Annotated in this window: 23 protein-coding genes; 17 read left to right on the top strand and 6 right to left on the bottom strand. The window is 65.1% G+C overall.

The genetic code is table 11. The features are described 5' to 3' along the window. Nucleotides 1–15 precede the first annotated feature (15 nt). From JDV76_RS07900 to JDV76_RS07875, 6 genes are all read left to right on the top strand, one after another. Nucleotides 16–1,158: a glycosyltransferase family 4 protein gene (locus JDV76_RS07900; protein ID WP_198736298.1), complete on the top strand. Its 1,143-nt coding sequence runs from the start codon at nucleotides 16–18 to the stop codon at nucleotides 1,156–1,158. 96 nt (nucleotides 1,159–1,254) lie between these two features. Then, entirely contained in the window at nucleotides 1,255–2,217 is a 963-nt protein-coding gene (locus JDV76_RS07895; protein ID WP_198736297.1) for an ROK family protein, read from the top strand. 98 nt (nucleotides 2,218–2,315) lie between these two features. After that, complete coding sequence (locus JDV76_RS07890) at nucleotides 2,316–3,065, top strand: lysophospholipid acyltransferase family protein (protein ID WP_198736296.1); 750 nt, start codon at nucleotides 2,316–2,318, stop codon at nucleotides 3,063–3,065. Nucleotides 3,066–3,330: 265 nt separating this feature from the next. Beyond that, nucleotides 3,331–3,729 carry an LssY C-terminal domain-containing protein gene (locus tag JDV76_RS07885; RefSeq protein WP_198736295.1) on the top strand — a complete coding sequence of 133 codons (399 nt, stop codon included), beginning with the start codon at nucleotides 3,331–3,333 and terminating at the stop codon, nucleotides 3,727–3,729. Between the two features lie 21 nt (nucleotides 3,730–3,750). Then, complete coding sequence (locus JDV76_RS07880) at nucleotides 3,751–4,161, top strand: hypothetical protein (RefSeq protein WP_198736294.1); 411 nt, start codon at nucleotides 3,751–3,753, stop codon at nucleotides 4,159–4,161. A gap of 43 nt (nucleotides 4,162–4,204) precedes the next feature. Next, nucleotides 4,205–4,561 (top strand): zinc ribbon domain-containing protein YjdM, encoded by a 357-nt coding sequence (locus JDV76_RS07875; protein WP_198736293.1) that lies wholly within the window; start codon nucleotides 4,205–4,207, stop codon nucleotides 4,559–4,561. 74 nt (nucleotides 4,562–4,635) lie between these two features. Here JDV76_RS07875 and JDV76_RS07870 read toward each other — a convergent pair whose 3' ends face one another. Then, on the bottom strand, nucleotides 4,636–5,619 hold the full coding sequence (locus JDV76_RS07870; RefSeq protein ID WP_198736292.1) for a sortase family protein: 984 nt from the start codon (nucleotides 5,617–5,619) through the stop codon (nucleotides 4,636–4,638). A 404-nt stretch (nucleotides 5,620–6,023) separates the two neighbouring features. On the opposite strand from JDV76_RS07870, the gene metE reads away from it, so the two are divergent. Further along, nucleotides 6,024–8,393, top strand: coding sequence for a 5-methyltetrahydropteroyltriglutamate--homocysteine S-methyltransferase (metE, locus tag JDV76_RS07865; protein WP_198736291.1), 2,370 nt, complete (start codon nucleotides 6,024–6,026; stop codon nucleotides 8,391–8,393). A 96-nt stretch (nucleotides 8,394–8,489) separates the two neighbouring features. Beyond that, nucleotides 8,490–9,236 carry a cyclase family protein gene (locus JDV76_RS07860; RefSeq protein WP_198736290.1) on the top strand — a complete coding sequence of 249 codons (747 nt, stop codon included), beginning with the start codon at nucleotides 8,490–8,492 and terminating at the stop codon, nucleotides 9,234–9,236. Here the strand turns inward: JDV76_RS07860 and JDV76_RS07855 are convergent. After that, nucleotides 9,223–11,526 (bottom strand): glycosyltransferase 87 family protein, encoded by a 2,304-nt coding sequence (locus tag JDV76_RS07855; protein ID WP_198736289.1) that lies wholly within the window; start codon nucleotides 11,524–11,526, stop codon nucleotides 9,223–9,225. The two genes, JDV76_RS07860 and JDV76_RS07855, sit on opposite strands and share 14 nt — an antisense overlap. A gap of 131 nt (nucleotides 11,527–11,657) precedes the next feature. Between JDV76_RS07855 and JDV76_RS07850 the strand changes: the two genes are divergently transcribed. After that, entirely contained in the window at nucleotides 11,658–12,173 is a 516-nt protein-coding gene (locus tag JDV76_RS07850; RefSeq protein ID WP_198736288.1) for a polyadenylate-specific 3'-exoribonuclease AS, read from the top strand. 80 nt (nucleotides 12,174–12,253) lie between these two features. Then, nucleotides 12,254–13,645 (top strand): class II 3-deoxy-7-phosphoheptulonate synthase, encoded by a 1,392-nt coding sequence (locus JDV76_RS07845; RefSeq protein ID WP_198736287.1) that lies wholly within the window; start codon nucleotides 12,254–12,256, stop codon nucleotides 13,643–13,645. A gap of 84 nt (nucleotides 13,646–13,729) precedes the next feature. Here the strand turns inward: JDV76_RS07845 and JDV76_RS07840 are convergent, their stop codons facing one another. After that, complete coding sequence (locus tag JDV76_RS07840) at nucleotides 13,730–16,042, bottom strand: PASTA domain-containing protein (protein WP_198736286.1); 2,313 nt, start codon at nucleotides 16,040–16,042, stop codon at nucleotides 13,730–13,732. Between the two features lie 146 nt (nucleotides 16,043–16,188). On the opposite strand from JDV76_RS07840, the gene JDV76_RS07835 reads away from it, so the two are divergent. Next, the gene (locus tag JDV76_RS07835; RefSeq protein WP_248140787.1) at nucleotides 16,189–16,554 is read left to right on the top strand and encodes an Rv2175c family DNA-binding protein; all 366 of its coding nucleotides are present in this window, start codon (nucleotides 16,189–16,191) and stop codon (nucleotides 16,552–16,554) included. Here the strand turns inward: JDV76_RS07835 and JDV76_RS07830 are convergent. Both JDV76_RS07830 and JDV76_RS07825 read right to left on the bottom strand, forming a co-directional pair. Continuing rightward, on the bottom strand, nucleotides 16,523–18,037 hold the full coding sequence (locus JDV76_RS07830; protein WP_232959139.1) for an alpha-(1->6)-mannopyranosyltransferase A: 1,515 nt from the start codon (nucleotides 18,035–18,037) through the stop codon (nucleotides 16,523–16,525). The genes JDV76_RS07835 and JDV76_RS07830 overlap by 32 nt on opposite strands. Before the next feature lie 28 nt (nucleotides 18,038–18,065). Then, nucleotides 18,066–19,154 carry a polyprenyl synthetase family protein gene (locus JDV76_RS07825; RefSeq protein ID WP_198736284.1) on the bottom strand — a complete coding sequence of 363 codons (1,089 nt, stop codon included), beginning with the start codon at nucleotides 19,152–19,154 and terminating at the stop codon, nucleotides 18,066–18,068. A 117-nt stretch (nucleotides 19,155–19,271) separates the two neighbouring features. Between JDV76_RS07825 and JDV76_RS07820 the strand changes: the two genes are divergently transcribed. Continuing rightward, nucleotides 19,272–20,255 (top strand): methylenetetrahydrofolate reductase, encoded by a 984-nt coding sequence (locus tag JDV76_RS07820; RefSeq protein WP_198736283.1) that lies wholly within the window; start codon nucleotides 19,272–19,274, stop codon nucleotides 20,253–20,255. Here the strand turns inward: JDV76_RS07820 and JDV76_RS07815 are convergent. Continuing rightward, a complete protein-coding gene (locus tag JDV76_RS07815) occupies nucleotides 20,233–20,814 on the bottom strand; it encodes a GNAT family N-acetyltransferase (RefSeq protein WP_198736282.1) in 582 nt (193 codons plus the stop codon). The two genes, JDV76_RS07820 and JDV76_RS07815, sit on opposite strands and share 23 nt — an antisense overlap. Nucleotides 20,815–21,084: 270 nt before the next feature. Between JDV76_RS07815 and JDV76_RS07810 the strand changes: the two genes are divergently transcribed. From JDV76_RS07810 to ftsL, 5 genes are all read left to right on the top strand, one after another. Next, nucleotides 21,085–21,507 carry an SAV_6107 family HEPN domain-containing protein gene (locus JDV76_RS07810; RefSeq protein WP_198736281.1) on the top strand — a complete coding sequence of 141 codons (423 nt, stop codon included), beginning with the start codon at nucleotides 21,085–21,087 and terminating at the stop codon, nucleotides 21,505–21,507. A 145-nt stretch (nucleotides 21,508–21,652) separates the two neighbouring features. Then, the gene (locus JDV76_RS07805) at nucleotides 21,653–22,060 is read left to right on the top strand and encodes a DUF3040 domain-containing protein (protein WP_198736280.1); all 408 of its coding nucleotides are present in this window, start codon (nucleotides 21,653–21,655) and stop codon (nucleotides 22,058–22,060) included. A gap of 499 nt (nucleotides 22,061–22,559) precedes the next feature. Continuing rightward, nucleotides 22,560–22,991: a division/cell wall cluster transcriptional repressor MraZ gene (mraZ, locus tag JDV76_RS07800; RefSeq protein WP_198736279.1), complete on the top strand. Its 432-nt coding sequence runs from the start codon at nucleotides 22,560–22,562 to the stop codon at nucleotides 22,989–22,991. Between the two features lie 191 nt (nucleotides 22,992–23,182). Further along, on the top strand, nucleotides 23,183–24,193 hold the full coding sequence (gene rsmH, locus JDV76_RS07795) for a 16S rRNA (cytosine(1402)-N(4))-methyltransferase RsmH (protein ID WP_198736278.1): 1,011 nt from the start codon (nucleotides 23,183–23,185) through the stop codon (nucleotides 24,191–24,193). Further along, a complete protein-coding gene (ftsL, locus tag JDV76_RS07790; RefSeq protein WP_198736277.1) occupies nucleotides 24,190–25,080 on the top strand; it encodes a cell division protein FtsL in 891 nt (296 codons plus the stop codon). Before rsmH ends, ftsL begins: the two co-directional genes overlap by 4 nt. Nucleotides 25,081–25,086: the final 6 nt, after the last annotated feature.

Below are 25,086 nucleotides of genomic sequence, written 5' to 3'. Positions count from 1 at the left end.
CGGGCGACCCTGTCGATGACCCGGACGCTTCTCGTCACCAACGATTTCCCGCCGACCCTGGGGGGAATACAGTCATACCTCAGGGATTACGTCGACACCCTGGACCCCGCGGACACCGTCGTGTTCGCCTCCACCCAGGACCGGGCCGCCGCCGCCGAGCACGACGCAGGTGTGCGGTACCGGGTCTATAGGTGGGACCGCAGGATCATGCTCCCCACCCCGGCCACGGCCCGTGAGATGGAACGAATCATCCGTCGGGAGAACATAGAGACCGTCTGGTTCGGGGCGGCGGCGCCCCTGGCACTGCTGGCTACAGTGGCGCGTCGTGCGGGAGCTCGGCGGATCGTGGCCTCCACCCACGGGCACGAGGTCGGGTGGTCCATGCTCCCCGGGGCGAGGTCCGCACTCCGCAGGATCGGCGCGCACTGTGACCACATCACCTACATCTCGGAGTACACACTCGGCAGGTTTCGGCGCGCCTTCGGACGCGACGTCACCTTCAGTCCGCTGCCGTCGGGGGTCGACACCATGCTATTCCGGCCGGTGTCGGCGGCGGAGCGGCTCACGACAAGGCAAGAGTTCGCCCTTCCCGCGGAGGCTCCGCTGATCGTCTGCATCTCGCGGCTCGTTCCGAGGAAAGGGCAGGATCAGCTCATCCGCGCGCTGCCCGGGGTGCTGGCCGCGCATCCCGATGCGTATCTGTTCATCGTCGGGGAGGGAGCCTATCGCCGCAGACTCTCGTCGCTGATCCCGGTGGACATCGCCGACAGGGTCCGGTTGACCGGAAAACTCGATTTCCACGCCATGCGACGACTCCTCGCCGCCGCCGACGTCTTCGCGATGCCGTGCCGGACCCGGGGCCGTGGACTCGATGTGGAGGGGCTGGGAATCGTCTACCTCGAGGCCCAGGCCAGCGGAGTACCGGTCATCGCGGGAGACTCCGGTGGTGCCCCGGAGACGGTGACCCCGGAAACCGGGATCGTTGTCGGTGGTCGTGACACCACAGCCCTCACTGAGGCTCTGAACCGTCTCCTTGGCGACGCCGATCTCCGGAAGCGGATGGGTGGGGCGGGCAGGAAGCACGTTCTTGAGCACTGGACATGGGACAGCATGGGGGAGCGCCTCCGGAACGTGCTCGCCGGAACTGCATCGATTTAGACACTGGGTCACCGGGCGTAAGTGGGGAGTTTCGGTTTCCTCCCGATATAATGACCGGGTTGTTGATCAGGACGTCAAAGAAACTAAGGTGCGCACATGCCACTCCCATCCGGTTCGGTCACCGTCGGGTTCGATATCGGTGGGACCAACCTCCGGGGTGCTGCGGTGGATGCCACGGGTCGGATCATCGATTCCGCCAAGGTACCCACCCCAGCCACCGCGGCCGAACTGGAATCCGCGGTAGCGGAGATCGTGGCCTACCATAGCCGTCGCCAGGACGTCAGTGCGGTCGGACTCGCGGTCGCCGGGTTCCTCGATCCCGACTGCACCACCGTCCGATTCGCCCCGCATCTGCCCTGGCGCGACGCCGCCGTCCGGGACACCCTGCAGGACCAGTTGGGTGTCCCGGTGACGCTCGAGCACGACGCGAACGCCGCAGCCTGGGGAGAATACCGATTCGGGGCCGCCCGCGGCGCACGCGTCTGGGTACTGTTCGCCGTCGGCACCGGGATCGGTGGCGCACTCATGATTGACGGCACTCTCTACAGGGGTGCATACGGGACGGCCCCCGAGTTCGGGCACCTGACGGTCGTTCGGAACGGCCGACCGTGTTCCTGTGGGAAGTCAGGTTGCCTTGAGCGTTATTGTTCGGGCACCGCGCTCGTCGACACCGCGAGGGAGATCATTGACGGCGGTGCCGACGGTACCTACGGGCTGTCGGCCGCATACCGGGAGAACGGTGGCAGCGAGCTGACCGGGCGCGCCATTATGGCTGCCGCCAGAAACGGTGATCCTGTCGCTACCGCCGCTGTTGCGGATTACACCGCGTGGCTGGGGCAGGGGCTGAGCGTCGTAGCCGATGTCCTCGATCCGGAGCTGATCGTGATCGGCGGTGGGGTCTCCACGGATTCCGATCTCTGGCTCGACGAGGCGCGTACGCAGTTTACGGGTTCGATCGTCGGGGCCGGTCATCGCCCGGTTGCCCGGTTGGCTACGGCGGAGCTCGGCGCGGACGCAGGTATGATCGGCGTGGCGGACCTCGCCCGTCGCGGCAACTGATGCGCACGGTGTCCGGCGCTACCCGGTGCACCCGGGACACCGCCCAGTGGGGCCGGCGGCCCGAGTCTATTCATCTTGTCTAAGGAGCGTATGACGCCATGAAGATCAAGTGGTACTGGTTGTTCAAGCAAGTGGTCATCGGGCCGTTTCTGCGTGTCTACAACCGCCCGCAGGTCCGGGGCATCGAGAATGTCCCCGCCTCAGGTGGAGCTATCATGGCCTCCAACCACCAGTCCGTCATGGACTCGTTCTTTCTCCCGCTTCTGATTCCCCGCCGGATCACGTTTCTCGCCAAACAGGAGTACTTCACTGGCAAGGGGCTCATCGGGAGGTTACAGCGTGCCTTCTTCCTCTCCGTCGGGCAGGTCCCGATAGACCGGAGTTCGGGGGATGCCGCACGCTCGGCGATCGAGACCGGAATCGAGCTCGTCCGCGAGGGAAAGGTCCTGGGAATCTACCCGGAGGGGACCCGTTCACCGGACGGGCGGATCTACCGGGGGAAGACAGGCGTCGCCCGCATGGCCCTGGCCACCGGGGCTCCGGTGATTCCCGTGGCCATGTTCGGCACCCGGCGGGCGAACCCGATCGGGACCTGGATACCCCGACCCGCGAAGGTCGGTATGCACATCGGCTCGCCCATCGATCCGATCGAGTTCATCACCTCTCGCGGTCTCGACAAAGACAGTTACGAAGCAGCGAGGGCGCTGACCGACAGGATCATTGAGGTTCTCGTCGAGATGACCGGCAACGAGTACGTCGACTGCTATGCCGCGGACGTCAAGGAATCGCTGGCTGCGGGGCACGGTTACCCCGAGGGAATCGACCCCGTCTACAACCACGTGCGGTGAACGGCGTGAGCGGTTCTCCGACGGGTATATCCCCGGAAAGATCCGCTCCACGTCCACCTGGGTGACACATCCTGGCCGCGCCATCGACGTGTTCTTTTTCGTCGTCGTCACGTTCGCCGCCATTGTACTGGCGGGCGACATCTTTCCTCGCTTCCTTTACCACCTGGATGCTTCAGCCCATCCCTTCTGGGGCGTGTCGTCGTCTACCTGGTTCTTCCACGCATCCGCAGTCTGTTGACTGCGGTCTACGTCCCGGACTACTTCATTGACCGGGCGCGGACCTCCGGCGGCCTGTTGGGACCCGATCAATTTTGCCCCGGATGGCAGTGCTCGGGAACTCCACGCCGACATCGACGTCGAGCATAACTACATCGTGAATTCCCTGGTGGGTACGGATCCCCGGATCCGGCGCCGGGTGATCGGGAACTTCTCCACCGGATACCACTGCCGCAATGGTGGTGGTGATGAGGTTCGCGCGGACGGTAACCTTCCGGTTGTTGACCAGGCTGGGGACACCATCGGAGATGGCTACGATGATCTACCTTCCGCTGTGGTGCGGGCCGCACGCGGATATCCGGGTATCGGGGACCTGGCGGCTGGTGCCGCGGCGAGTGCCGATCCCGATTTACCGCCACAGTATGGGCGAGACATCAGACTGAAGTAGTTCGACTCCGTCGCCACTGGTGTGCTGCTCGGCGTCGTCGCCGACCGCATTGTCGATCCGGAGACGTTGGAACAGTTGATTGGCGAAGCCGGGACGGGACCGGGTATCGTCCCGCGGGTTCTCCGCGGAATCAGCTATCTGGCGCTTGTTTACCGTGCGTGGCGCATCTGGCAGGGGAGTGGCAGCGCCAGAATCTGGCTGCTCGATTTCGCACTGTTCGATCTACTGGTAGACGGGGCGATCATCGAGCTAGCCGGTGATCGGTTGAACGAACTGGGTGAGATGGCGGCGGTCAGGGCGAGTATCGTGCTGTTGCTCGCCTTGTCCGGCGACGTCGCTCGCGTGTGGAGTGCCTGGGTGAGCGGCCGTCTTCTGCTGGATCGGCATGCCCGAGGGCTCTGCGGCGTCACAGACGGGTGCCGACGCGGATGAGGCGATGAGGGAGGTTTCTGCGGGACGTGGTTGGATGGACGTCATGACTGACACCACGCCCCCGTGCCCCGAATGCACCTGCGAGTACACCTATCCGCTGGATGCCCTGATCATCTGTCCCGAGTGTGCGCATGAGTGGGCGCCGGGTGACGAGACCCAGGATCCGGTCGACAGTGGGGATGCGGTGATCGTCGATTCCGTTGGTAACCCGCTCCGGGACGGGGACACCGTCACCGTCATCAAGACGATGAAGGTGAAGGGTTCCACCCAGCCGATCAAAGCCGGGACGAAGGTCAAGGGGATCCGGCTGGTGGACGGCGTCGGCGACCATGACATCGACTGCAGGATCGAGGGGTTTGGTGCTATGCAGCTCAAGTCATCGGTCGTCCGCAAGGCATAGCCGGAGACTCCCACGACAACGGCGCCGGTCGACGGGTGTGAACCGTCAACCGGCGCCGCTGGGCGTTCTCGGGGTTAGACGAGGTGACCGGACACGATCACGTTGTAGTCGAGGTCACGGCCATTGCCGACGGCGCAGGCGATGAGGATGATGCGCCCCGGTATGTTGGTCGAGTTGAGTTCCACGTCGTTGATGGCCTCGGACTTAGGTACGAGCCAGGTGTTGTCCACCGCCCACTCCCGCTGCCGTCCCGCGGCATCCGACATGGTGATCCGGGAACCGTTGAGAACCGGGGTGGACCAGCGCCGTACGGTCCCGCCACCGTAAGCAGGTACCCACTGGGGTGGGCCTCCGAGGTTGACGGAACGTGTCGCCAATTCGGAGAATCCGTTGAATACGAGCCACTGCTGCGCCCAGGCGTGCCCGAGAACGTAGACGGTGCCCTGTTCCGCTGCGGTCGGTGAGACCCCCATCCCGTCGACCCAGCGGACCATGCTGTTCTGCGGGCCCGGGGGATTGAGTGGAAGGACATAAGCCATCGGGCCGTAGTCGGCACCGTTGACCGGGGCAGGCCCGGTCAATCGGAACGTTCCGGTCGCCCCGGGGGCGGGACCGCTGTTCGGATTGTGGCCGAGGAGGCCTCCGATGGCAGCCGGGGTGGGGATGTGCGGCGGGGCGGGTAGCGCCAGAGCGACGGGCTCCGCCACCGGCGGCGCCGACCGTGTGGTTTCCGCCGTAAGCGGAGCCGGGGCGCCGGGGACGGTAACGTCGGAAGCCACTGGGGAAACCGACACGGGATCCGCTGTGCCGGGCGCTGTCGTGGGCGACTCACCGGCGGCGATGACCTCCGGGGTGGGGGAAGCCACTGGCGACGAGGTGACCTCAGCGGACGTCGTCGTTGATGTCGCGGACGGGGAGTGCTGACTCGCTTCCTCGTACGGTGATCCGGGGGTCTGCGCTGTCACCACCGCGAGAGTCGCGACGATGAGGAGAACCACTCCGAGTACGGAGAGCACGATGCGGAGACGGGGACGGACACCTGTGGGGGCTTCGTTCATGATGCCGATGATACGCAGGCGTGCTGGGTCTTCACCAGCACCGGGGTTAGCGGAGGTGCCGTACGGTCGTGGTTAGACAGACCGGTCCGTCGAACGGCGGGGTGTTGGTGTGATGTTCGACTTTCCGGGGGTGGGGTCGTGGGGGACTGGCTGCCCGTTCCGGGGTGGCGGTTTCGGGTCCGGTCCGGGTGATTATCTGTGCTGTTGAACGGCGTTTTGAAGGAATCGGTGTGATCGTCGGAGGCTCGGGGCGGGCGCCACTCTGGGTCCCGGGGCGTGTTGAGGCTTGACAGACCAAGCGGTCTAGTATTGGCTTGTTCTCACGGCCGTAGGCCATCACGGGCCGCCCCGGCGGTCAAACATTTCATCTGTTCCAGACGAACTCAAAGGACCCTCCACCCATCATGAGCAACTCGATTACCGCCACCGTCGCAGGTGTGCCCCGCATCGGACCGAAGCGTGAGCTGAAGAAGGCGCTGGAAACCTACTGGCGTGACTCCTCGACAGGTGCAGATCTTGCGGAGACCGCCCGTGATCTGGCCCGGAACTCCGCCGCGGACCTCGTCGCTGCAGGTCTCGACTCCGTCCCCACCATCGGTCGCAGCTTCTACGACCAGATGCTGGACACTTCTGCGTTGCTCGGTGTGCTCCCCGCCCGGGTGAACGACGTCGCCGACCACGAGGGCACCGGTGGTGGAGACGACCTGCCGACGTTCATCGACCGCTACTTCGCCGCGGCCCGTGGAACCGCAGCGCTTCCCGCGTCGGCCATGACCAAGTGGTTCGACACCAACTACCACTACATCGTCCCGGAGCTGTCCGCCGATACCCGGTTCGAACTGGATGACACCGCGTTCGTCGCCGATGTGAAGGAACTGGCCGCGGGCGGGTTCCCGGTCCGCCCGGTGGTCATCGGCCCGCTGACCTACCTTGCGCTCGCCCGGACCACGGACGATTCCGACGCGCTCGACCACCTGGAGACCGTTACTAACGCCTACGTCACCCTCATCGGTGATCTCGCCGCCGCCGGTGTCACCTGGATCCAGTTCGACGAGCCCTGGCTGGTCACCGATGTGGCCTCCGACGCCGGTCGTCGTGACGACCTACTGAGCCGCACCCGTGCCGCCTACGAGCGTCTCGCCGCCGCCGCGGCCGAAGCGCCCGGTTCCCCCGAGCTACTGGTCCAGACCTACTTCGGTGATGGCGACGTCGCCGTGAAAACCCTCACCGGGACCGGTGTCGCCGCCATCGGCGTCGACCTCGTGACTGGTCGCACCGACGAGCGCCGTTCCGACACCACCGCCATCGCAGATGGGGACCTCCTCCCGTCCTGGACGGGTGACGAACTGCTCGTCGCTGGCGTCGTCGACGGGCGTAACATCTGGCGCACGGACCTCAGCGCCGCGCTGAACACCCTGAAGGCACTGAAGGAGCGCGGTCCTGTCGCCGTGTGCACCTCCAGCTCACTGCTGCACGTTCCCTACTCCCTCGCCCAGGAAACCTCCCTGGACGATGATGCCGAGCTGCGCTCCTGGCTCTCCTTCGGCGCGGAGAAGGCCGCCGAGGTCGCCCTCCTCGCCCGAACCCTGACGGGCGCGGACACCGATGCCGACCGCGCGGCGGTCAAGGAATCCGCCGAGGCGGTCGCGTCCCGCCGCGGTTCGGCCCGCACGCACAACGAGCAGCTGCGCTCCCGTACCTCCGCGGTCACGGACGCCGACCGCGACCGCGACGACTATGAGACCCGTGTCGTCGCCCAGCGCGAGGAACTCGGCCTGCCGCCGCTGCCCACCACCACTATCGGTTCCTTCCCCCAGACGACCGAGATCCGTCGTGCCCGCGCGGCCCACAAGAAGGGCGAACTCACCGACGAGCAGTACACGCAGGCGATGAAGGACGAGATCGCCGACGTCATCCGCCGCCAGGAGGAACTCGGCCTCGATGTCTTGGTCCACGGTGAGCCCGAGCGCAACGACATGGTGCAGTACTTCTCCGAGCAGCTCGAGGGCTACCACTCCACGGACCTCGCGTGGGTCCAGTCCTACGGGTCCCGGTGCGTCCGCCCGCCGATCCTGTTCGGTGACGTCACCCGGCCCACCCCGATGACCGTCGACTGGTTCCGCGTCGCCCAGGAGCTCACCGACAAGCCCGTCAAGGGCATGCTGACCGGCCCGGTCACCATGCTCGCCTGGTCCTTCGTGCGTGACGACCAGCCGCTCGGAGAGACCGCTGACCAGGTGGCCCTCGCCCTGCGCGATGAGATCGACGACCTCGTCGATGCAGGCGCGAAGATCATCCAGGTCGACGAGCCCGCCATCCGTGAACTCCTCCCGCTGAAGGCTGAGCAGCAGACCGACTACCTCCGCTGGGCCGTCGGTTCCTTCCGCCTGGCGACCTCGGGTGTCGCCGCGAACATCCAGATCCACACCCACATGTGCTACTCGGAGTTCAACGAGCTCATCGGCACCGTCAGTGACCTGAACGCGGACGTCACCTCGATCGAGGCCGCCCGAAACGGGATGCAGGTTCTGACCGCGCTGAAGGACTCGGGATTCCACGCCGGCGTCGGCCCCGGTGTTTGGGACATCCACTCACCGCGTGTCCCCGACCGCGGAGAGGTCGACGAGCTCCTCGCCGCTGCTCTCGATTCCGTTGATCCGCGTCAGCTCTGGGTCAACCCCGACTGTGGTCTGAAGACCCGCGCTTGGCCTGAGACGACCGCGAGCATCGAGGTGCTCGTCGCCGCCGCGAAGAACGCCCGAACCACCGTCTGACCCTGGTGACACCCACCGACACTGACCCCCGCGGCCGTCGACATGCACGATGACGACTGTGGGGGTCATCCCTTTCCCGACCACGAAAGACACACCATGACCGACAACAATTCACTCTGGGAACTCGCCACCCGGCTCCGTAGCAGACACCGCTACGTCGATCTGACCCACGCATTCCATGCGGGGCAACCGAAGTTCTCGGCACTCCCCGACGAGGACCGTACGCGCCTGTTCACCGTCACCGAGCACGGATTCACCGTCGACGAGTACCGGTTCGTCGGGCAATGGGGGACCCACGTCGATCCGCCGATCCACTTCGTCAACGATGCGCGAACCCTCGACGAACTTCCCGTCAACGAGATGATCCTCCCGTTCGCCGTCCTGGATGTCACGGAACAGGTCGCCGGGAACCCGGACTACACGCCGACCGTGGACGACGTCCTCGCCTGGGAAGACCGGAACGGCCGCCTCCCCGAGGGCGGGTTCGTGGCGCTGCGGACCGGCTGGTCGAAACGTTGGCCCGACGCGGAGGCGATGTTCAACGCCGACGCTGACGGCGTGTTCCACTACCCGGCCTGGAACATCGAGGTCGTCCGCTTCCTCCTGGAGGAGCGGGGGATCACCGCCATCGGCCACGAGACCACCGATACGGATCCCGGAGTGGTGGTTAGCGGAGGAGCACTGCCGACGGAACTGTTCCTGCTCCAGCAGGACCGCTGGCAGATTGAACTGCTCGCTAACCTCGAGGAGGTCCCCGAAACCGGTGCGCTCGTCGTCGCGACCTGGGCGAAGCCGAAGGGCGGAACCGGGTTCCCAGCTCGGGTGTTCGCTATCCTGCCGTGACCGTACGCGGTGACCGGGCGAGCACAATCAGTGTGGTCACGAGATAGATCACCGGGGTCAGCGAGAGGAACTCGGTCAACGGATTCCATCCCCCGGCGACCCCTGGGAAGGATGCTTGGAGTGCGGTGGGGGGCCAGAACACCATGGTCATCCAGGCGCCGAACGCGGCGGCTCCAGTGACCGCAGTGGGCTCCGCACCGTGGCTACGCCATAACCGGAGCAGCAGCACGACGATCAGCGGTACGACGAGCACCCACCGCTGTACCGGGACCGCCGGAAGGACGAGCAGCGGAACGGTGAGCCACACGGCAAGCTGTTCTGCTGTCGCCGCACCCGAACGGCGCAACCTAGAGAGCACCCAGAGTACGAAGACGATCGCCGCCAGCACCGGAAACAGCGTGACCAGCGGGTTGGTGCTTCCCGAGAACCGGGCGAGAAGTCCCGCGGGGGATGAATTCAAAGCGGAGTTCAGCGGTGGCCCGGTCAATCCGGGTAGCGGGCCGGCGAACGGCCAGACCGCGAGCATGACGCCGCCACCGGTGGCCAGAGCCGTCAGCACCGCGCGCCGACCGCCCCGGAGAGCCACCGCCCCGAGGGTGAGTACCGGCCATCCACACAACCCGACCGCCACTCCGGACAATAGTCCCCGCGGCAACCGTCCGGGCCGGGTGGTGAACACGTCCGCAGCGAGGAACCCCGCGGCCAACAGCGTCAACGGTGCCGCGGAGAACCCGATCCGTACGGGTAGCACCAGCACGACAACCGGCGCGATGAACCCGATTGCCCGCCAGCCGGTCACGGGGGCGAGAACCAGGGCCGCCAGGACGACGAGGATGACGATCACGACGGTGAAGACCGGCCATGGCGCCGTGGCACCCCCGGTTTCAGCGAGTACCCTGATGAGTTCCTCCGCCGATTCCTGGCTGACATCATTCGGCACGACGCCGGGGGCGCCTCCGCCGAGGATTCCTGATGCGCCGACGACGATGAGCGTAGCCACCATCGCTCCCGGCCAGGCCGGCAGTGGGGCGGGGGATGCTCCCCAGCGGCCCGGTCCACCCCCGAGTATTTCCGGTGCGACGGTGGCGGACACAATCAAAAGAAGCGCGAGCAGGACGTACGTGTCCCCGATGATGTGGGCCGGCGGGGACCAGCTCTCCTCGGGGCCGCGGGTGGGCAGCGTCCAGTGCGGTGCGGTGACACCAGCGGTGATGAACAACACCGTGAGCCACAGCGCCAGCGCTCCTGCCCGGGTGCCGCTGAGATCCACCGCCCGGAAACCGAGGACCACGACTATCGGTGCGATCCACACCCAGTGGTGGGTCCAGGACACCGGGGAACACAGCAACGCCACCGTTGCGTTCAGCAAGACCGCACCGAAGAGGGCCCCGTGTCTCACGGTCCGGCGCATGGCGACGACCACCGCCACGAGGAGGATGAGGACCGCGAGGAACCAGAGCGGCGTCTGGAGTTCGTCCCCGACGACGCGTGCGAGGGCACCACGGATCGACTGGTTGCCGCTGTAGGAGAGCTCTCCGATCCGGTCCGGGTCGGAGAGCGTGTGCAGCCAGTACTCGGTCGAGTTGGTGGGCGTGATCACCCAGGCAAGGGCGGTGAACCCGATTCCGGAGAGGGCACAGATTCCGGCGGAACGCCAGTCCCGGCGCACCAGGAAATAGAGACCGAACACCGCCGGGGTGAGTTTGATCGCCGCCGCCAGACCGATGAGAGTGCCCCGGGGAATCCTGTTGTGCCGGGAGAGGATGTCGAGGATGACGGCGGCCATCAGGAGGATGTTCACCTGCGCGAAGTTGAGAGTCTCCGTCACGGGCTCGAGGCGCAGCAGGAACGCGAGGAGGATGAGGGCCATCGTTCTCGACGTCGATGGCTCCCAATCCGGGCGGATCCGGTCGATGACGACGACGAGGCACCACCACAGGGCCGCGACACTCACAATGTTCAGTAGTGCGGCACCCAGATCCCGATCGAGGAGCGCGGTCGGGGCGAAGAAGATGGCCGCGAGCGGCGGATAGGTGAAGGGGAGCTCGATCCCGCCGACCGGAAACGATCTCGTGTAGAGGGGGATCCCGTCGATGAGTGCGCGTCCGCCGCTCCGATACACGTCGAAGTCGATGTGGTAGCGGAGCAGTTGCTGGTTGTTCGGGTGGGACGTGTTGAACACCATCGGGATGACAGAGATGATGACCGCGAGAACCGCGGTGGCCCGAAAGGCGGCTGGCGCCACGTGGAACCGGTGGGCGGCGACGGTGCCGGGGGCGGAATCAGACATGAACCGGGATTCTATCCGCCCCGGGCCACCGGGGGAATGGGACGTCCCGATAGTCTGGATCCGGTGGCGCGGAGGTCCGGGCGCCGCTGCTGATCCGGCCGGGCCGCTGACGAACAGTGAGGTTCTCTTCCGTGCGTTTCTTCTACGACACCGAGTTTATCGAGGATGGCCGCACCATCGAACTCGTCTCCATAGGGATCGTCGCGGAGGACGGCCGCGAGTACTACGCGGTGTCGACCGAATTCGATCCGCGGCGCGCGAACGACTGGGTGAAGCGCCACGTGCTGTCCCAGCTGCCGAACATCAGCTCTCAGGTGTGGCGGGATCTGTCCACCATCAGGGACGAGGTGAAGGATTTTCTCACCCAGGGGCCGGGGACGCCGGAGCTGTGGGCATGGGTCGGTGCCTATGATCATGTCGTTCTGGCGCAACTGTTCGGCGACATGAGGTCGATGCCCCGTTCGTTGCCGCGATTCACCCATGAGCTGCGTCAATACTGGGAGGCGGCCGGACGGCCCACACTTCCCGAACTGCCCGAGGGGAACCATGATGCGCTCGTCGACGCCCGGCACAACCTGGACAAGTTTCGGCTGTGCGAACGCCATCTTCCGATGGACAACCGGAATCGGGTGCGCTCCGCGTACTGATGTGGTTTTCCGGGTGAAGCGGTGGGTACTTTCAGGGGGCTAAGGCACGGTTGGAGCTGGGCACATGGTATGAATGGAGCGTGAGTTGGACAGTAGACCTCCCAGTAGATGAACTTCCCGATCTGCCCCCGTTGCCTGACGGCATCCGGCAGCGCTTTGACAGCGTTGTCGCGCGGGACGCGAAACAACAGCCGACCTGGGATCAACGCCAGGCCAACAATGTTCGCAAGATCCTGGAATCCGTTCCCCCCGTCGTTGTCGCGCCCGAAATCAGGCGGCTGAAGAAGCAGCTCGCCGACGTTGCACTGGGCAAAGCCTTCCTCCTGCAGGGAGGTGACTGTGCCGAGACATTCGAGTCGAACACCGAACCGCACATCCGGGCGAACGTCAAGACCCTCCTGCAGATGGCTGTCGTGCTGACATACGGTGCCTCCACTCCGGTGATCAAGATGGCTAGAATCGCTGGACAGTACGCCAAGCCCCGGTCCTCGGACCTGGACGAGAATGGTCTGCCGAACTATCGCGGAGACATCGTCAACGCCGTCGAGGCCACCCCGGAGGCCCGTCGCCACGATCCGGCCCGAATGATCCGTGCCTACGCCAACGCGTCGGCCGCGCTGAACCTCGTCCGTGCGCTCGCCGCATCGGGTACGGCGGACCTCCACAAGCTGCATGAGTGGAACCGCGAGTTCGTCGCAAACTCGCCGGCCGGTGCACGTTACGAGCAGCTCGGTCAGGAGATCGAGGCGGGACTCAAGTTCATGGCCGCCTGCGGGGTCAATGATCAGAACCTGCACACCGCGAACATCTACTGCTCCCACGAGGCACTTCTCGTCGACTACGAACGGGCGATGCTGCGGCTTGCGGAGGACGAGAACGGTCAGACGGAACTCTACGACCTGTCCGCCCATCAGCTCTGGATCGGCGAGCGGACGCGTGGGATCGAGGACTTCCATGTCAACTTCGCGGCCCTGATCGCGAATCCGGTCGGATTGAAGATCGGCCCCGGCTGCACCCCAGAGGAGGCTGTCGCCTACGCCGAGCGCATCGACCCCAACCGTGAACCCGGCCGGCTCACCCTGGTTGCCCGCATGGGCCACGACAAGGTGCGTGCCGTGCTTCCGGGTATCGTTCGCGCCGTCGAGGAATCTGGACACCGGGTGATCTGGCAGTGTGATCCCATGCACGGCAATACCACAACGTCGTCAAACGGTTACAAGACGCGCCACTTCGATCACGTCATCGATGAGGTTCAGGGGTTCTTCGAGGTGCACCGCGAGCTGGGAACCCACCCGGGCGGGATCCACATTGAGCTGACGGGGGAGAACGTCACCGAGTGTCTCGGCGGTGCCGAAGATATCACGGACATCGATCTCCCCGGTCGCTACGAGTCCGCCTGCGACCCCCGGCTGAACACCCAGCAGTCGCTGGAACTGGCGTTCCTCGTCGCGGAGATGCTGCGCAACCAGTAGCATTTCCCGGTTGGATCAGCAGTCAGACAGAGGACCCGGGTCCTCTGTCTGACTGCTGATCCATGGGCCGAAAGTCTCGCTCCGTTACCCGACGGTCCTGAGCTTCACCGTCGTCCCGGGGGAGACGTCCCGGTTACCGGCCGGGGACTGGGTGACGACCCGGGCTCCGTCAGAGGTTCCGTCCAGCCCGGTGTAAGGCAGCCCGGCCTCATCCAGGAGCTTGCGTGCCTCGTCCGTGCGCTTACCGATGAGGAACGGGACGTTGACCTTCTTGGCCACGAGCAGGTTCACCCTGGGATCCGCGGGATTCACCCGGGCGCCTGGCTTCGGTGAGACGTCCATGACCGCGTGGGCGGTTGCGCCCACCAGGTCCGAACGGGTCACCTCGCCCACCGAGAACCCGGCCGCCGAGAGTTCACCGAGAGCTTCGTCCTCGGACAACCCGACGACGTCGGGTACCGTCAGCGCGTTGGAGACGATGAGGGTGACCTCGGATCCGCGCTTCAGCGTACTTCCGGCAGGAGGATCCGTCGCGATGGCGTCACCTTCATCCACCTCCGGACTGAATTCCTCGTCCGTCGCGGCTACCGCGAATCCGGCTCTTTCCAGTGCCGCCCTCGCCTCGCCGCCGGGCATTCCGCTGATCCTGGGTACCTTGACCGGAGCCGGCCCCTTGCTGAGATGGACCGTGACGGTTCCATCGACCGACACGGTCGCTCCCGACGGAGGCTCGGTGGTGACGACACCACCGGCGGGCACATCATCGGAGTAGACGGCCTCGCCGTCGCCCCAGTTGAGTGTTCGTTCGGTGAGCGCCGCTCTGAATCGCCCGGCATCATGGTCAGTCGGAAGCGCCGGTACCGTCGGAGCACCCAACGAGACCAAAACCGAGACCGGCTCACCCCGGGGAACGCGTTGCGCACCCGGAGGATCAGTCCCGACCACCTGATCGAAAGGGACGGTGTCGTCGTAGACGCTGCGGGACACGGGTTCGAATCCGGCTTCGGTGACCGTCGCCGTCGCCGTCGCGGGATCCATGCCGAGGACCTGCGGAACCTCACCGTACCGGCCGGAACCGTACCACCAGGCTCCCACCGCGATCGCGATGGTGGCGATTGCCACGACCGACAACCAGGCGAGAAGCCCGAGCTTCGACCCACTGGTAACGGCGGGTCGGAAGTGGACACGATCCCCGTGGGTCGGCTCCCGGTTCGTGAAGAGTGGATCATCCACAGCAGGCACCGGGGGAGGGAACTGGACAGGTACCGCCGGAGCCCCCGGGGCCACGGCGGTAGGACTGTCCTGGTGCGGTAGAAAAGCGGTCTCACCGGGCTCCGGATGCGGTTCCGGGACCTGTGGCAACATCCGCGTCTCGTCCGACGGTGAATCCAGTGGCGGTAGCTGTGTCGTCTCCGCACCGGCGTCGGGACGTTCGGTGACCACCGTGGCCTCCGGATCCCCGGGCGTTGAAATAGCTCCGGTGAACATGTCCGTGGGCATGTCGATGAAACCCGTGGCCCGGTGGGCCGCCGAGTTCTGTGGGGCGGGTACCCGGAAAGCAGCGAGCCCGAGCTCCGCGGCGACGTCCTCGAGTGCCTCGAGGAACTCGCCGGCGTCGGAGAAACGGTCCGCAGGGCTACGGGAGGTGGCGGTCGCGACCAATTCATCGAACAGTCGCGGGACCCCATCTATCCGGGAACTCGGCGGGGGGACGTCCTCGGTGAGCCGGGCGTAGGCTCGAGCTGTGTCGTCCTCCCCAGTGAAGGGGGTCTGCCCGGTCAGTAACTCGAACAGGACGATGCCCGCGGAGTAGACGTCACTGGCAGGGCCGATCTCGGCATTTTCGACCTGCTCCGGTGACAGATAGCTTGCGGTGCCGATGATCTTGTCGCCCGTGGCGGGGGACGCGGCCGCAGCACGGACCAACCCGAAATCAGCGAGTTTCACCTGGCCGTCGGCGTTGATCAGGATATTATCCGGTTTGATGTCTCGGTGCACCATACCCGCACCGTGGGCGACCGAGAGTCCGGTGAGAACACTGCGCATCACCGCGGTTGCCGCGTGCGGGGGCATGGGGCCGCGCTCGGCGAGGAGCTCGCGGAGGGTCCCTCCGGTGATGAGCTCCATGATGAGGAACACGTGGCCGCCGTCGGCGCTGGTGTCGTAGACGTTGACGAGACACGGGTCGGACAGCTGGGCCATGGAGCGGGCCTCCCTCCGGAAGCGGTTCCGGAAGACCCGGTCTCCGGCGTAGCGCTCGTCCATGACCTTTGCGGCCACGCTCCGCCCGAGGCGCAAATCCACACACCGGTAGACGGTGGACATGCCACCTCGGGCTATCGGAGTATCGATTCGGTACCGGCCCTCGAGGACCTCGCCGATGTCCAGCTGTGTCATGGCCCCAGTATGGTCGATGCAGGCCTTCGGTTCCAGCCGACAGATACGGCAACGGTCGGGGACGTCGCCCGTCATTCGCGGAGTTACAGCAGGCGCCCCGCCCGCCCGCGCCGCGGGCGGAGATCCGACGCGCTACATTATGTGGTGTGAGTTACCCAGAAGCCCGTGAAATCCTGTCCGCCGACGAACCCCTGCTGAGTATCCCGGAAGCCGCAGAGAAGATGGGGGTCGTGATCACCCGCGTCTACGATCTCTTGGGCGAGCACAAGCTCATCGCCGTCACCGTTGACGGCCACCGGATGCTGCCGGCCGTATTCCTCGACGAGGACGGGCGGGTCAACCGCTTCGTCCCGGGGGCCATCGCGCTCCTGTCCGATGGCGGATACGATGATCGGGAGATCCTCGACTGGTTATTCACCCCGGACGAGTCTCTTCCGGGGCGCCCCGTCGACGGCCTCCACGGGCACCTCGCCCGCGAGGTCATGCGCCGCGCGCAGGCCGCGGGACTCTGACGGCGTCCGCGTCCGCGTCGGTGGTGTCCACGGCAGGGACGGGGACAGCGTCGTCGCCCGCCATCAGCCACTGGGTGAGATGCCAGGCGACCAGCGCCAGAACACCCATCCAGACGAGGTTGTACATCTGGTGGTTTCCGCTTCCAGTGAACGACATCGCCACGACGACGGAACACCATGCCGTGAGCCCCACGATTCTCCGCGACGGGTCGAATGTCCCCAGGAGAACAACGAGGCTGACGTAGTACCAGGGGAGAGTGACGGCATTGAGAGTCACGACCACGGTATAGGCAGCGGCGATTCCCATGATGTTCCTGCGGTCGTCGCCGCGGAAGACCCACCACGCGATGACCAGACCGACGAGCATCCCGACCATGCCGATCTGGCGCATGAGCGCGAGCACCGCGTTGTAGCTCACCTCAGCTCCCGTCATCTCGAGAAGCGGGGTCAGGATTCCCGCTACCAGTGATGGGATCGCCAGCGGGTTGATCACCTTGGAGTTTCCGGACAACTCCGCGATCCAGCCCCAGCCAGCACCGGACAGCCATGTGCAGACGCTGACCACGGCGAGGGTCGTGACGACCGACCAGAAGCCTGCCGCGATGAACGCACCCACCGACCCCAGGGGAAGACCTTTTTCCCGGAGGTGACGGTGCATCATCCAGGCCAGGAACGGAAGCGCGATGATCCCGGTCGCCTTGAAAGCGACGGAGACGGCGACGAGAGCGATCGCCGCCGTGAAACGACCGTCCAGCGCGAGCAGAATCCCCAGTGACACCAGCGCGACCATCACGGATTCGTTGTGCATGCCCCCCACAAGGTGGAGCACCGTGACCGGATTTGCGACACCCAACCACAGCGCGACGGCGGCGTCGCCGTTGATTCGGGCGGTGATCCGGGGCACACACCAGACGATCCCCCAGAAACCGACCAATGAGATGAGCTTGTAGAGGAACACACCGGCGGTAACGCTGTCGCCGGCGATGGTCGTGACTCCGTCGCCCAACCAGAGGTGCAGGGGACCGTACGGGGTGGTGGTGTTGCGCCAGTCATGGGAGACCTCGAGCAGCATCGGTCCGGGATTGACCGCGGCGCCCTGCGAGTAGGGATCGAACCCGTCACGGACCATCGCCCCCTGCATCAGGTACGAGTAGACGTCCCGGGAGAGGATCGGGGCGGCGAGGAGCAGCGGTGCGACCCACCAGATGAGGGAGCGGGTTACAGCACGGTCGGTGACCTGGCCGCTCAGCACCCCGCGCCCGAGAATCACCCATGCGAGGGTCATTAGCGCCAGACCCAGCCACATCGCGACATTCGATATCGCGGCACCGTGCCCGTAGGACAGGAAAGACAGCCCGAGGGTGTCGAGCACGCCGCCCCGGTACCGGATCGCACCTCCGCCGAAGGACGCGAGGGTGATGGTGACCGCAGCGATGGTCCCCGTGAGTCGGGCATCCGGGTAGCGGACGGAGAGTCGGTCCAGGGGTCGGAGAAGGTAGGAAGTCACGGCGTCACATTCGCCGGGCGGTTGACCGGACCGCGAGATCGTGGAGCATCGACCGGACCGTCGGTGAGATCTCCACCGCATCCAGTTTCGCGAGACCTGATACCGTCAGCTCACTGATCCGTTTCTCGACCTTGTCTGCGGCGCCGGTGGACCGGACGAGATCGGTGAGGGCGGAGATTTCCGCCGGTGAGGTCACCGTGCCGATACCGTCACGCAGCTGTTCGGCGCCCACCGGGTCGTGGGCGTCGAGGTGGCGCAACGCCTCCGCGACGAGCACCGTTCTCTTCCCCTCCCGCAGATCGTCCCCCGCGGGTTTCCCAGTGATCTCGGGGTCCCCGAACACCCCGAGAAGGTCGTCCCTCAGCTGGAACGCGATGCCGATGTCATGGCCGAAGCCGAGGTACGCGGAGATCAGTTCGGGAGACGCCCCGCCGAGCACCGCGCCGAGGTGGAGGGGACGTTCGATGGTGTAGGCGGCTGACTTGTACCGGTTAATTTTCTCTGCGACCTCAATGCGCTCATCCCGGGATGACTCCACGTAGATGTCGAGCATTTGCCCGGCGATGACCTCGGTCCGCATGGCCCACCACGGTTCCATGGCCGCGCGGAGGCGCCGAGAAGGCAAGTCCGCACCGAGCAGCATCTCGTCGGACCAAGCGAGCGCTAGGTCTCCGAGTAACGTGGCGGTTGAGAGTCCGAAGTGGTCGGAATCACCAGCCCATCCGGCGTTTCTGTGCAGTTTTTCGACGGTCCGGTGCACGGTCGGACGTCCGCGCCGGGTGTCGGAGGAGTCGATGATGTCATCGTGGATCAGGGCACACGCCTGGATGAGTTCCAGGGCACTGACCGCTTCGAGGATGGCGTCGGGGTCCTCATCCGTGGATTCTGTGCCGAGCCAGCCGACCCATGCGAAGAGCGGTCGGATCCGTTTACCGCCACCGAGGACGAATTCCTCAAGCAGGCCCGTAGCCTGAGCGACGTGGTCGTCTATCCCCGTGAGTGTCTCTTTTCGCGCTGCGAAGAAAGCGGCGAGGTGACCCTGGACGAGAGTGGGGATCCTGCTCAGGTTGTCGTGGGCATCAATGCTGGTCATGCTAATCCTCGGGGGGTTTTTGAGGGGGGATGATAGACCATGGAATGAACAGAGCGGTCTATTTCGGGGTAGGTTCGTTGGGCAACCGTTCCTGTCACACAAACAAGATACCCAGAGATGTCTCCATCACATACACCTGCCGTCAACCAGACCTCGGTCACCGAAGCGATCGCCCGCTCGACCTCGGGACGGATCCCGTTCTCGGTCGAGTTCATGCCGCCCCGCGATGACGCCGCGGAACGGCGGATGTGGCACGCGGTGGACACCTTCGACACGCTCGGAGCTGCGTTCGTCTCCGTGACCTATGGTGCGGGTGGATCAACCCGGTCGCGGACCAGCCGGATTGCTCGGCAGCTGGCACGTCGTCCGCTTCCGACGCTGGTTCACCTCACCCTGGTCAATCACACCGTGGAAGAACTCGAGGACATCCTGTGGACGTATGCGGGAGTGGGGCTCACCAATCTTCTCGCGCTGCGGGGCGATCCACCCGGGGACCCCACGGGGGATTGGAAGCCCACCCCTGGTGGACTGACCTATGCCATCGATCTCATTGAGATGACCCGCTCCCTCCCTGAAACGAGGCACTTCCAGATCGGTGTCGCGTCCTTCCCGGAGCGGCACTACCGTGCCGTCTCGGAGGAAGCGGACACCCTCCACACGCTCAACAAACTGCGGGCGGGTGCCGCGTACTCGATCACCCAGATGTTCCTCGACTGCGAGCACTACCTCCGGCTCCGTGATCGTCTGGTCGCCGCTGATCCGGAGCAGGGGGCGAAGCCCGTCATCCCGGGACTCATGCCGATCACGTCTCTGCGGTCGCTCCGCAGACAGATAGAACTGTCCAGTGCGCAGCTGCCGAAGGAGCTTGAACTTCGGATGGTCAAAGCGGCGGACGGGGATGAGAAGGCCAATGCGGAGGCGGTGCGTGAGGTAGGGATCGAGTGGACGACGACGATGGCGGAGCGTCTGATCGCGGAGGGGGCGCCGGACCTGCATTTCATGACCCTCAACAATGCCCGCGCCACGCAGGAGGTCCTGCATAATCTCGGGATGGCTCCCGAGTGGCGCCCTTTACAGGTCAGTGGCCATTCTGCCGGCTGATCCTCCGGTCCTCGAGGGGGAGCTCGGCGGCGAGTACCGCGAACAGGCGTGGGTCTGAGAAGAAGGTGAAGTATCTGACCACGTCGGTGAAACCCAGTGCCCGGTAGAGGCTGAAGGCCCGGTTGGCTTCGTTTGGAACTTCCGGGGTGGACAGCAGCGCCCAGCGCTGGGGAACGCCGTCGAGCAGTTCGGTCAGTAGTTTTCTACCGGTTCCTTGTCCCTGTGCCTCGGGGAGCACATGGAGCTCACTGATCTCGTAGTAGTCGGCAAGTATTTCCGGCCATCGGGGGTCCGAGCCTCCGGATCGGGCGAGTCCATCGGCGATCGCCCTGGTCCAGTTTCTCCGTAGTTCGCCGTCCATGCCGTAGGCGATTCCGGTTATTCGACCGTTCGTCACCGCACAGATGGCTCTGAATCCCGGGTTGTGGACCAGGCTTCGCCAATGGCGTACCCGGCTCTGCCGTGAATGACCACCGAGTCCCCTGGCGTCGAGGTCCATCGCGGTCCAGTAGACGTCGACGAGTTCGGGGCAGTGATTCACGAATTCGAGGGGGGTCATGGGACGTATGACGGTATTCACACGGTCCATCGAACCATGAGCGGGTGGATCGGTGCATCGCCCGGGGTGTGATTCCGATCGTCCGAGGCTGATCGCTGGAGGAGGTAGCGGCGCGGCGGGAAGTCTCATCGACAGAACATAGAACAAATGTTCGATTATCTCGGGTGTGGTGTCCCCCGGGTCTTCTACTCTTCTTGTGTAGTCGAAAAACAGTTACTGATAGCCGGAGCCTGTGAGGGGGACGGTGGGTAAGGGGAAGGTGGTCGGACCATGTCGAATGTGATCTCCGCGACCACGCGGTTCAACCGGGCCGGTGGGCGTCGGGCTGAGTATCTTCGTCGCGCCGCCGTCCTGCTTGCGGAGGCCCGTGCTCAACAGTCTGCCGGGGTCCATGATGCGGCGGTGGAGGAGGGGTATCGGGCGGCTCTGCGGACGGCGGGCGCTCTCGTGGTGGATAGTCCCGTGTCCCGGAAACGGCGTCGCCCCTCTAGTGCCTGGGACCAGCTTTCCCTGGTTGATGCGGACGGGGCGCGGTGGGCCGCCCGGATGTCTCGCTACTCGCGACTGCGGGACCGTGCGATGTATGCCGCGGGCCCTCTGGATGCGGGTGTGGTGGAGGAGTTCCTGGCTGAGGTGGGGAAGTTCATCGACGCAGCGGAACGGAAAGAAGGGATCCTGCCCTCCGCGGCCTGAGTCCGGCGGATGACCCTGGCGTGAAGCCGTAAGGGATGTCGACGCGCTGGGGTGTGACGTGGCGGGAACTTTCCGGATAATCTGGGCGTTACTCTTAATGACAGTAGGACACAGAAGTCTGGCGCCACATCCCGGGAGGATCACCATGTCGCTTTCTGAGCAGGAACAGAGGATGTTCCGAGAGATTGAAGAGTCTCTTATGGCAGACCCGAAGTTCGGGGCGGGCCTCGGTGTGGATGGTTCCGCCAATTCGTCCCGCCCAGCTGTGTCGCTCCGGGGTGTTGCGGTCGGATCGGTTGGTCTGCTGTTTCTCATCGGTGGGATCGCGTTCAGCCTGCAGAGCCTCTGGTTCGTCGCGCTCAGTGTTGTCGGCTTTCTCATCATGTTCGGTGCAGGGGTTTGGATGTTGCGCGGGGGCGACGGTGAGGGAGATCTCGACAGCGGATTGACGGGCGGCTTGGGAGTCCGGAGTCGTCTGGGGGGCGCGGAGGGATCGGGGTCCGGCTTCGGGTCGCGGATGGAGGAGCGTTTCCGCAAGCGTTTCGAGGAATAGGGGGAAGTACCTCCCGGCCCAATGAAAGGGCCCTACCGGTTGTCCGGTGGGGTCCTTTCGCGTTTCTCCGGGACGGCGGGGGTGGCGTCGCATGGTGGTCGTCCGCCCCTCCCCACTTTGCCCCACCAATCCTCCCCACTCTCGCCCACTGATTGCTTTGTTTCTTGTTGATCCGATAAAAGGGCAGGTCAAAAGGTCTTCTGGGAAGCAAGAGATTGGTGATGTCTGTGGGGGTGGAGCGTCGGGGGATCTCTGTTGGGGGAATTGGTGGGGCTATTTCGGTTTGATGCCCCACTGCATTTCATCACTAAAAGACCTGTTCAGAGTCATATTTTTAGCTTCCATCGGTGTAATTCGCGTTCTTTTATGTTGTCGGTGGGAGAAAGTGGGGTAGTGTGGTGCTCAGTGGTGGGAGATCCGGGGACACGTGTCCCGGTTGGACCGCCCGAGACGGATTGGTCTCCCCTGAGGGATACGCGAGTGAAAGGTGGTGCCGAACATGTTTCTCGGCACCTATACCCCGAAGCTCGATGACAAGGGGAGGCTGACTCTTCCGGCGAAATTCCGCGAGGAACTTGCCGGTGGTCTCGTCGTCTCCATGGGGCAGGACCACTCTCTGGCGGTCTTTCCCAAGGAAGAGTTCGAGGCGCGTACCCGTCGTGCTGCCGAGATCTCACGGACCAATCCGAGGGCCCGTGCCTTCATCCGCAACCTCGCCGCCAGTGCGGTCGAGCAGCGGCCTGATGGTCACGGCCGGATCACGCTCTCTCCGGCGCACCGCGAATACGCGGGGCTCACCAAGGAGTGTGTGGTCATCGGCGCGGTCGAGTCACTGGAGATCTGGGACGCCGAGTCCTGGGACGAATACCAGAAGCAGACCGAGGAGATGTTCTCGTCGGCGGCTGATCCGGAACTCAGCGGCCTGCTCTGATCCTGGAGCCGGGTCGGATACGACACAACTGAATCGAGTGGAGTGCGTGCACGGACTCTGTCCGGAGTGTCGCTCTGGTGTACTTCCCCGACATCAGATAGGCGCCCCGGACAGGGCCCTGTACTCACCCCCTCGTGGCAATGACAGCAATTCCCGGGCACGGAGCCCTGAACGATCGACCAGGAGGGGCGATGACGATGACCGGAAACGGTACTCACGGACATGTCCCTGTCTTGCGGGAGCGGGTCACGGAACTACTGCACCCCGCAGTCGCGGATGCCGGGGCGGATGCCGTCATCATAGATGGAACCCTCGGCGCCGGCGGACACAGCGAGTACTTTCTCACCGTGTTCCCCGAAGTCCGGGTCATCGGGCTCGACCGTGACCCCATCGCTCTGGAACAGGCCACCGGGCGCTTGAAGCGTTTCGGTGATCGGTTCTGCGGTCTCCACACCCGCTTCGACCGGTTCGTCTCCGCCATCGAGGCCGATGATAGTGAGCCCTGCTCGCTGGTGAGGGAGCACGGTGTGGCAGGTGCCCTCTTCGATCTCGGGGTCTCCTCCATGCAGCTCGACCAGGCTGAACGCGGTTTCGCCTATTCCCAGGACGCGCCCCTTGACATGCGTATGGACCCGACCTCCGGGATCACGGCGGCGGACATCCTCAACACCTACGGTCACGGTGAACTCGCCCATGTCCTGAAGGCGTACGGAGACGAACGTTTCGCCGGGAAGATCGCTTCGGCGGTGCTCCGGGAACGGGAGAAAGAGCCCTTCACCACTTCCGGGCGACTCGTCGAACTGCTCTACGCCACGATCCCGGCCGCGGCCCGTCGGACGGGAGGACATCCCGCCAAGCGCACGTTCCAGGCGCTGCGCGTGGAGGTGAACGGTGAGCTGGATTCCGTCGCCGCTATGGTGCCCGCCATCACCCGGGAACTGCGTATCGGCGGACGGGCGGTGTTCATGGCCTACCAGTCGCTGGAGGACCGCATCGTCAAGAAGGAACTCGCAGAACTCACTGCATCGAAGACGCCTCCAGGCCTGCCGGTTGACCTACCTGGAACCGCTCCCGAGTTCCGCCTGGTCACGCGGGGTGCGGAGAAAGCCCCGCAGCACGAGATCGAAGACAATCCCCGGGCTGCACCCGTCCGTGTACGCGCCGTGGAACGGATAGCCCAGTCGAACGGAGAAACCCGATGAGCACGACCGCACGCCTCCGGGCGACCGCCGAAACACGTCACGGAAAAGCAATGGTCGTCCCCAGCCACCGACCTGCTCGGAGACGTCCTTCGGACCAGCGTCCCGGCCGCCAGCCGGTGGGGACCCCCACCGCATTTACCCGTGCTGAGGTCGTTGACCTCCATCCCTCCCCGCGAACGCGCCCGGTCAGGCAAGCGCCCGCGCCGCAGCGTCGTTTGTTCCAGTGGACGCCGGGGTCGCGGCAGATTGTGTCGGTTCGTGGTCGCCGGATCGTCGCACCGAAGGCCGATCCCGTCCGGGTCCGGTTCGCGGCGGCTCTCGTCATGACACTGCTGGCAGGGGTTATGCTGACCATCTATCTCTCCGGAGTGACCACACAACAGACCTTCCGGCTCCAGGAACTCTCGCGGGCAGACAGCAAGCTGGGCAACCAGCTGGAGACGTTGAACCGGGACCGCCAGTCCGCGACATCGGCTGCCGAGATCGCCCGCCGGGCCGCGGAACTCGGCATGGTCGTCCCCGATCAGCCCGGGGTGCTCTCTGTCCGACCCGACGGTGGGGTCGACGAAGTCCGTGGCGCGGATCCGGTGGCCGTCCGGCCCATCATCGACGTCAACGGTTCCCGGGTGCTCCCACATCCGGCGAGCAGCGACCCGGTCGAGACAGATGCCGTGACGGAACAGGTGCATCCGCTGCCCCAGGGTGGGCGCCCCGTCCCCGGGCAGACACCCGTCCCCGGGCAGATACCCGTCCCCGGACAGATACCCGTCCCCGGACAAATATCGGAACAGGCTGAACCCGTGATGGGGGCGAACAGTCAGGTTCCCGCCATCGCACCGTACGCACCAAACGTCCGTTCCGATCGGACGGGTGGGAGCGGACAGTGACTCCTC

This window comes from Corynebacterium marambiense (assembly GCF_016342275.1).
Classification (GTDB): domain Bacteria; phylum Actinomycetota; class Actinomycetes; order Mycobacteriales; family Mycobacteriaceae; genus Corynebacterium; species Corynebacterium marambiense.
This window is presented reverse-complemented; position numbering and strand designations above follow the sequence as displayed.